Source organism: uncultured Brachybacterium sp. (genome assembly GCF_947500705.1).
GTDB lineage: Bacteria > Actinomycetota > Actinomycetes > Actinomycetales > Dermabacteraceae > Brachybacterium.
Genome location: NZ_CANMSY010000007.1, coordinates 189,971 through 196,755 on the forward strand (window position 1 = coordinate 189,971; position 6,785 = coordinate 196,755).

Annotated in this window: 6 protein-coding genes and 1 pseudogene; 3 read left to right on the top strand and 4 right to left on the bottom strand. The window is 63.5% G+C overall.

Annotation, left to right across the window (positions count from 1 at the left end):
- The first annotated feature begins 155 nt into the window (after positions 1 to 155).
- Positions 156 to 1,451 carry an oligosaccharide flippase family protein gene (locus tag Q0937_RS13310; RefSeq protein ID WP_299304449.1) on the top strand — a complete coding sequence of 432 codons (1,296 nt, stop codon included), beginning with the start codon at positions 156 to 158 and terminating at the stop codon, positions 1,449 to 1,451.
- 240 nt (positions 1,452 to 1,691) lie between these two features.
- Here the strand turns inward: Q0937_RS13310 and Q0937_RS13315 are convergent, their stop codons facing one another.
- The gene (locus Q0937_RS13315; protein WP_299304461.1) at positions 1,692 to 2,108 is read right to left on the bottom strand and encodes an ATP-binding protein; all 417 of its coding nucleotides are present in this window, start codon (positions 2,106 to 2,108) and stop codon (positions 1,692 to 1,694) included.
- A pseudogene (locus Q0937_RS13320) lies at positions 2,027 to 2,461 on the bottom strand (integrase core domain-containing protein); the annotation flags it as partial. The pseudogene Q0937_RS13320 and the gene Q0937_RS13315, both read right to left, overlap by 82 nt.
- 408 nt (positions 2,462 to 2,869) lie before the next feature.
- On the opposite strand from Q0937_RS13320, the gene Q0937_RS13325 reads away from it, so the two are divergent.
- On the top strand, positions 2,870 to 4,201 hold the full coding sequence (locus tag Q0937_RS13325; protein ID WP_299304452.1) for an IS1634 family transposase: 1,332 nt from the start codon (positions 2,870 to 2,872) through the stop codon (positions 4,199 to 4,201).
- 241 nt (positions 4,202 to 4,442) lie between these two features.
- On the opposite strand, the gene istB is transcribed toward Q0937_RS13325, so the two are convergent.
- Both istB and istA read right to left on the bottom strand, forming a co-directional pair.
- The gene (istB, locus tag Q0937_RS13330) at positions 4,443 to 5,246 is read right to left on the bottom strand and encodes an IS21-like element helper ATPase IstB (protein WP_299304455.1); all 804 of its coding nucleotides are present in this window, start codon (positions 5,244 to 5,246) and stop codon (positions 4,443 to 4,445) included.
- On the bottom strand, positions 5,243 to 6,571 hold the full coding sequence (istA, locus tag Q0937_RS13335; protein WP_299304457.1) for an IS21 family transposase: 1,329 nt from the start codon (positions 6,569 to 6,571) through the stop codon (positions 5,243 to 5,245). Before istA ends, istB begins: the two co-directional genes overlap by 4 nt.
- Between istA and Q0937_RS13340 the strand changes: the two genes are divergently transcribed.
- Positions 6,543 to 6,785: hypothetical protein (locus tag Q0937_RS13340; protein ID WP_299304463.1), on the top strand; the 243-nt coding region annotated here is incomplete at its 3' end. The two genes, istA and Q0937_RS13340, sit on opposite strands and share 29 nt — an antisense overlap.

Consider the following 6,785-nt stretch of genomic DNA (forward strand, 5'->3'; position numbering starts at 1 on the left):
CTACCTTGTCTGGCGAAACATTTCGTGCTAAGCCTGCCGGAGCAGCCTGATCGCAATTTATGAGGTCGCATTCGAATGCAAACCGCAGCATTATCTTGGTCCCATATCGCACCACGAGGGATCTATCCGCCGGCCCCTGTGAGGAGTGATGGATCGTGACGGAACCCAAAAGTGATCGCCCCTGGGCGCGGATTCCACAGTCTCATCTGCTGAGGGGTATGCTCATGCTCCTCTCAGGGAGCGCGCTTGCCCAAATTATCACTCTCGCATCTCTTGTTTTAACGGCGCGCTTATATTCGGACGTCGCCTTCGGCACTCTGGCCATTTTTACCTCTGCCGTGATGCTCATCGCCCCTCTGGCTGCCTTACGTTACGATTTCGTAGTAATGCTACCCAAGACAGAGTCTGAGGCGCGATCGGTCTTCAGCCTCTCTCGCAGGATCATCACCAGTGTGTCCATTGTTTGCCTACTGGCGTCAGTGGCTTTTCAGCCATTTCTTGAAGAGCTGTTTCGGAGCGAAACTATCGCAAGATCGTTGCTCCTCGTTGGGCCAACTGTCTTCCTTTCCGCCGAGATCACCCTTATGCAGACGTGGATGAATCGCGCCGGAGATTATAGACTAATGTCACAAAATAGGATATGGCTGGCCTCCGGGATTGGAGTGGGCCAGATCGGAATGGGGATACCTGTCCGCCCGGTCCCCGGAGGGCTCATATTCGGTCACGTCGGAGGGAATCTGCTCGCCTGGGTTCGTATTGTCCTGGTGACGCGGAAGTCGATTAGGCTCGTTGGCCATTCTCCCGAAAGGCTTCGGGACCTCGCCCACAAGTATCGCATGATGCCGATACTGAATGGCGCTAACGCGATGCTCGACGGGGTTCGAATGAATGGCATAAACTTCATCATTGCCACAGAGGCGGTCAGTGCGCTGGGTCAATACAACATGGCATGGCGATTGACCATCGCTCCACTTGGCCTGGTGAGTTCCTCCGTCTCCCAGGTGCTATTCAGGGACATCGCGCGCACGGAGCCCGGAGAGCTGGTGGGTCGACTTGCGCGGATAGTGGCGACCCTTGCCGCATTCGGTATTCCGATTTTTGGTCTCGCATACATTTTTGTCCCCACACTTTTGCCAATACTATTGGGCGCAGAATGGACCGAGGCTGGCTATTTTGCACGAGCGCTTTGCCCTTGGCTTTTGTTGACTCTCATTGCGAGCCCTATCGCAACGATCTTTATCGTCACTGCAAAACAGCATTGGCTCTTGATGCACGCGGCAGCCTATTGTGTCGCGCCTCTTGCATTCTTGGGATTTGCCTCGGGCCCTCTATACGATAAGATCACGATTCTTAGTCTTATCATGGCGGGTATGCTGGCAATCATGGTTGGTCTTGCATTTCTTGCGGCGCGCGCGTACGACGGCGGATCCTACGCCCCCCAGCTTCAGTGACCCTCAGTGATTCACCCCGTTCGACACTGATAATTCGGGGCTCTTAGCAATTGAGGGGTAATCGCGGGGCCCTGCGTGTCAGGGTGAGTTGAAACCCGTGGTTCATAGCAAATCCACCTCCGCAGGGCGAGATCAGGAACAACCCCGATGAGCTGAGTATTTGTCCGTTTCGGAGCCAGTGAATATTGCCGGTGAGAGCAGGTGGCCGGAGGGGTGGGAGCCACCGACACTCACGGGCGGTCAGGCGCCACTGATGGCGGCGTGCTCGCGCATGTTGTAGCTGCCGGTCTCTATCCAGATGGTGTTGTGGATGATCCGGTCCATGATCGCGTCGGCGTGAACTCCTCCACCGACGCGTGGGTGCCAGTCCTTCATGGCGTACTGGGTGCAGAACACTGTCGAGGTGTTCCCGTAGCGGCGTTCGAGTAGCTCCAGGAGCATGCGCTGCATCTCCTCGTCAGGGAGGTCGAGCAGCCATTCGTCAATCACCAGCAACGTGAACGCGGTGAATCGCCCCGGGTTTGTTAGAGGCTCGCAAGTGCCGCTTCGGCGGGTGCCGGTGCGGTCTGGTTGTGATGGTAGGTGGCCTCGAGCTCGACGGGCGGGATCATGCCGATCTCGCCGTGGAGTCGACGGTGGTTGAACCAGTCGATGTATTCGGCCGTCGCGATCTCGAGGTCGTCGATGCTCTTCCACGGTCCACGGTTGCGGACCAGTTCGGCCTTGAACAGGGAGTTGAAAGCCTCAGCCAGGGCATTGTCGTAGGAATCACCGGTGGATCCGACCGAGGCGACTGCGCCGGCTTCGGTGAGGCGCTGCGTGTATCTCACGGCGACGTATTGAACGCCTTTGTCGCTGTGATGCGTCAGCCCGGTGACGTTGTGGCCTGCGTGCTGGCGGGTCCAGATGCCCATCTCCAGCGCGTCCAACGCGAGGTCGGTCCGCAGCGACTTCGACAGCTGCCAGCCGACCACTCGGCAGGAGAACACGTCGATGACGAACGCTGCATACGGGACTGCCGCCTGACTTGATGCACGAGTTGCCCATCGCGCGGTAAGCGAGTCTGTGACCTGCCCGTTTCCTGATCCGTGCGGGCGTTTCGGGATACTAACGGGGTGGCGTTCGTGCGGAAGGTGAGGACTGGGTCGGGAGCGACCGCGGTTCAGGTCGTCCAGAAGCGGCACGGGAAGCTCGAGATCATCAAGCACATCGGCTCGGGACACTCTCCAGTCGAGGTCGCACTGCTCGTCCAGCGTGCTCGAGAGATCCTGCAGGGCGAGCAGGAAGCCCTCGACCTCGGCATGGCCCCGGTGGTGGATACCGCGTTGGCCCGTGTTGCCGAGCAGCAGCCGACTTTGCTTCCCGACTCCTCAACGCCGGCGCTGGTTTCCGCGCCGAGAGGGCAGGGAGTGCAAGTGGTGGGCACGTCCAGTGACGTGCTGTGGTCGACACTGCGGGCCGCGTATGCGCGCCTGGGATTCGGGATCCTCGCTGATGAGGTGTTCGAGCAGGTCGTTCTAGCTCGTCTGGTCGAGCCAACCTCGAAGCTCGACACGATCCGCGTGCTCAAGGGGCTGGGCGTGGATCCGCCGCATCACACCACGATCTACCGCCACCTCCGTCAGGCCCAGGACCAGGACTACCGCGACCGGATCGCGGAGCAGTGCTTCGCGCACGCCTCCACCAGCGGGGACATCTCGCTGGTCCTCTACGACGTCACCACCCTCTACTTCGAGGCCGAGAACGAGGACGAGCTGCGGAAGGTCGGCTTCTCCAAGGAACGCCGCGTGGATCCGCAGATCGTCGTCGGGCTGCTCGTGGATCGGGAAGGGTTCCCGTTGGAGATCGGCTGCTTCGAGGGCAACCATGCCGAGACCCGTACGATCGTGCCGATCATCAAGCAGTTCCAGGCCCGCCACAACCTCGCCGACATGGTCGTCGTCGCCGACGCCGGGATGCTCTCCGCGAAAAACTTGACCGCCTTGGACGAGGCCGGGCTTCGCTTCATCGTCGGCTCCCGAGTGACGAAAGCGCCCGCTGACTTGGCCAATCACTTCCACTGGCACGGTGATGCGTTCACCGACGGGCTGCTGATCGACACCATCACTCCCCGCCACGGGAATACAAAGACGGACGCGAAGCGGCGCCGGAAGGAGCCAGTCTGGGATTCCGAGAAGCATCCGGGGCATTGGCGGGCGGTCTGGGCCTACTCGCGCAAACGGGCCACGAGGGACGGGCACACGCTGACCGCGCAGGAGAATCGCGCCCGGGCCGTGATCGACGGAGACGCGGCGGTGAAGTCCACCCGGTTCGTGAAGACCACAGCCGCCGGCCGCACTCTCGATGAAGCGTCACTGGAGCGGGCGCGGGGCCTGGTCGGTTTGAAGGGCTATGTCACCAACATTACCGCCGACATCATGCCGCCGGCGGAGGTGCTCTCCAGCTACCACGACCTCTGGCGCGTCGAGCAGTCATTCCGGATGAGCAAGACAGACCTCCAGGCCAGGCCGATGTTCCACCGGCAGCGCGACGCCATCGAAGCTCACCTGACGGTCGTGTTCACTGCCCTCGCGGTCGCGCGATCCATGCAGAACGCGACCGGGCTGAGCCTGAAGAAGATCATCACGACCCTGCGTCCGATCCAGTCCGCGCTGCTCCGCGCAGGCTCACACACCCAGCTGATCCCTCCGCACATTCCTGAGAACGCCGCCTTGATCATCAATCAGATCACCGGGGAGCCGGGACACTAAGCCACCGGGGAGCCGGGACACTAAGCCAATGCATCAAGTCAGGACGAACGCTGCATACGGGACTGCCGCGCGGATAGGTGACATCTGATCTGGCTTACCCGCAGGGCGGCCTGGAAGGATGTGCACCATGCCCGCTCCCTACCCCCAGGAGTTCCGCGAAGATGTCGTGCGAGTGGCTGATGGCGCTCATCAATTTTCCCCAGAGTTGCTCGGTGAAGTTCCCCAGGGTCGCGGGGTTAGGTTAGCGGAGGTTGGTGCCGGTGGTGGCGCGGCGGATTTCTTCGGCGGCGGTGGCGTGGTGACGGAGCCTGTAGGAGGCGCCGTCGAGGGTCACCACGACGGAGCGGTGGAGAAGCCGATCGAGCATCGCGGCGGCGACGGTGGTGTCGCCGAGGATCTCTCCCCAGGCCCCCACGGGCCTGTTCGTGGTGATCACGATCGAGGTCTTCAGGTAGCGCTGGTTGATGACTTGGAACAGTGCTGATGCCGCTTCGGCCGGCAGTGGTAGATAGCCGAGCTCGTCGATGATCAGCAGGGTGGGGCCGGCGAAGAACCGCATCATCGTGGACCATTTGCCCTCGATCGCGGCGCGGTGGCAGCGGGCGGCGAGGTCAGCGGCGGAGGTGAAGTAGACCCGATAGCCAGCATTGACCGCGGCGTGGCCGAGGCCGGTGGCGATGTGGGTTTTACCCACTCCGGGCGGGCCGATGAGCAGCACGTTCGTCGCGTTCTCCGGGAACCGGCAGGTCCCGAGCTCTGCGAGGAGGTTGGGGTCGATGCCGGAGGCGGCGTCGTGGTCGAAGTTGCTCAGCGTCGCTCCGGTGGGCAGGTTCGCGAACCGGAACCGGCCCGCGAGGCGACGTTTCTCGGTGGCGCTCACCTCGATCGCCAGTAGCTGCTCCAGGGCGTGGGTGAGGGTCCAGTCTTCGGCCTGGGCTTGGTCCAGGATGCCGGGGAGGGCTTCGGCGGCGTCGGCGAGCTTCAGCTCGTCCAGGTGGCCCTTGAGCTGCTGATAGACGCTCGCGGTAGTGGGTGTGGTGGTCATGTCAGGGTGTTCCTGTTCTTCGCGGCCTGCTCATAGGCGGCCAGGTCGATCACGGTGGCGTTCGGGGCCGGCGGCCCGGTCAAGACCTGGGCAGCGGCCAGCGCCGCAGCACCGGGTGGGATGCGTTCCTTACGGCGGTGGGGCCGTCCCGGCGGGGCCGAGGCCAGCGCGATGGTCTCCAGCGCGGTGACGTGCTGATCGGTGCGCTGGGTGATGCCCAGACCGGGCTCGGCCAGGCGGTGACGAGCAACCGCAGCGCCGGAGGTGGTGGTGATCTCGATGTGGTCCTTGCCGAGGTGCTGGTGAACATTGACCGTGGCCATCGCGAGTTCGGGTGGGACGGAGTATCGGTTGCCGCGCCAGTGGATCAGCGCTTGCCGCGAGACAGTCCGGTGTTCGGTCACCACCACCGGGAACGCCATCGGCGGTAGTGGCCGGAGACGCTCTTGAGCACGCATCTGGGCGGCGGTCGTGGTCCCGGTCGGGCTCTCGCGGCGGCGGCCGTCCTGTCGGGCCGCGAACTGTTCGAGGGAGGTCTGGGCCTGCTCGGCCGTGATCTCGTCAGGCAGGGTCCGCCACCAGCGCTGTCCGGCGGTGTGGTTGTTCTTCTCGACCACGCCCTTACGGTTCCCCGAGCGGGGCCGACAGACGACGGCCTGGACCCCGTGGTGCTTCGCGAACGCGGAGAACATCGCGGTCAGGTCCCCGGTGGCGGGGTCCAGCACGGTCCGCATCCGATCGAACCGCCACACCCTGGTCAGCCCTCCGAGGAGGGAAAGCACGGTCGTCATCGCGGCCAGCAGATGGGGCAGATCCATCGAAGGCGCGATCACGGCCCGCCAGACGCCGGAATGCGCGAGTGACCCCACCAGCACATACGCGCCCTTGCGGGGGTAGCCCCACTGCTCGGGCGCGTCGGGCAGCTCGAGCCAGTCGAACTGAGTCTCCTCTCCGGGCGGGTGCTCGATCACCGCGTTCGGTCGCCTGGTGACGTGGGCGCAGGCCTGGCAGGCCGGCCGCAACGACCGGTCACGGATGTGCCTGGTCAGAGACTGGTAGGACCCCTCGAACCCGAGCGGCCGCAGCTCGTCCAGCAGCGTCACGGCCCAGAGGTGAGGATCCTCGATCAGCCTGGCGGTGACGTAGTCGGTGAAGGGCCCGAATGCGTCCGGGGCGGCGGGTTTGCGGACGCCCGGTTCGCGGTCGCCGCGGAGGTAGGAACGGATGGTCTTGCGGTCGTGGCCGGTGCGTCGGGCGATCTCGCTGATCGTGATTCCCTGCCGGTGCAGAGCGTGGATGTCCACGCTGCTCCTCTCTGAGAGCATGAGCGTTGGGCCTCCCTGGAAGGCTGGTGAGTGGTCAGAGACCACCAGCATCCAGGGAGGCCCGCCTCATGCGACGGAGCGACCCAGACTGGGGAATTTCGGTGAGCACAACTGGGGAATTTCAGCGAGCGCCATCATGGCCCGGTCCCGTGAGGACGGCGTCACGATCGCGCAGATCGCGAAGGACTTCGGCGTCCACGAGATGACGCTGCAC